The sequence below is a fragment of the Nostoc sp. genome (assembly GCF_036916735.1).
Taxonomy (GTDB): Bacteria; Cyanobacteriota; Cyanobacteriia; order Cyanobacteriales; family Nostocaceae; genus Nostoc.
This window is the reverse complement of the sequence record NZ_JBALFV010000118.1, coordinates 1-1,411: the sequence shown is the minus strand read 5'-3', so window position 1 is coordinate 1,411 and position 1,411 is coordinate 1. Positions and strand designations below refer to the sequence as shown.

Below are 1,411 nucleotides of genomic sequence, written 5' to 3'. Positions count from 1 at the left end.
GCAGGGCTAATTTATTGTGATGAGAGAAAAATTAGGGTAGCCAGAAATTAGATACACTAAATCTTTATAGCGGCTGATTTGATTTTTCTACTCTCCCCCATGAAAGCCAATCTCCTGGAAGCCTTAACCGAAGTGCAAGATTTTCGTGCTGCAAGAGGACAGCGTTATCCATTGTGGTTGCTGCTGCTGGTGGTGATTATGGGGACTATGAGTGATTGTCTGGGTTATCGTGCTTTAGAAGATTTTGCTCGTCGGCATCATGAAGCCTTAGTTGTCAGTTTACAATTACCTCCAACTCGTTTCCCATCAGACTCGACGTTTCGACGGGTAATGATGGGTATTGATTTTACTGATTTAGCCAAGGTGTTCAATAACTGGGCAAATGATTGGATGCCAACCCAAGAGCAAGACTGGTTAGGAATTGATGGCAAAAGCATCAAAGCTACTGTCAGCAATTATGACCAGACTTACCAAGATTTTATCAATGTGGTTTCCGTTTTCAATACTCGTTGTGGAGTCGCGATCGCCCTGCAACAATTCCACAATAAACAAAGTAGTGAAATTGCCGTTGTCCAGTCACTTCTGGCTGCTTTAAAGCTACAAGGAGTTATCTTTACCTTTGATTCGTTACACTGTCAAAAAAAACTGTACAACTAATTGTTGAGAGTGGCAATGATTATGTGATAACTGTCAAGGCTAATCAAAAACGTCTCTACGAACAAATCCAACTCACTGTTGAGCAAGCGACACCTGTTAGTGTAGACATCACAACCGAACACAGAAGCGCTCGGGTTACGACTAGAACTGTATCTGTTTTTGACGACTTGAGTGATATCAGCTGTGAGTGGGTAGGTCTGGCACGTCTGGTTAAGGTAGAACGCTTTGGTACACGCGCAGGTAAACCCTATCATCAGATAGCCTACTACATCAGCAGTCTCAGCCTCAATGCTGCACAATTTGCCCAAGGCATTCGTGGTCATTGGGGAATTGAAAATCGCTTACATTGGGTTAAAGACGTAGTACTTTATGAGGATAGCTCCAGGATACGACTTGGTAATGCACCTGCTAATATGTCCATTATCCGTAGTTTAGCGATCGCTATTTTGCGCTACAACGGTTATTCTTCGATTACCACGGCGGTGAGGATGATTGGTCATAACCTTGAGCAGATTTTTCTGCTGATCGGCAAGCTAGCAAGCGAAGCTTAAGTTACTTAACTCAGTAGACCGAAAAATTACAGCGTTGGCAAACAACAAGTTCAACTTTCATCCTGTCGACCAAAAACAAACACGACTTGGAAATGAGACTTGGCAATGCGAAAGTGGACAAATCAAATCAGTCGCTAAAAAATTTTGTGTATGCTAACTTCTGGTTACCCTAATTTTCTCTCATCACAATGAATTAGCCCTGC

At 42.5% G+C, this 1,411-nt stretch carries 1 pseudogene; it reads left to right on the top strand.

Features of this window, described 5'->3' with window-relative positions:
* Positions 1-99 precede the first annotated feature (99 nt).
* Positions 100-1,208: pseudogene (locus tag V7L20_RS32905) on the top strand (ISAs1 family transposase).
* Positions 1,209-1,411 lie beyond the last annotated feature (203 nt).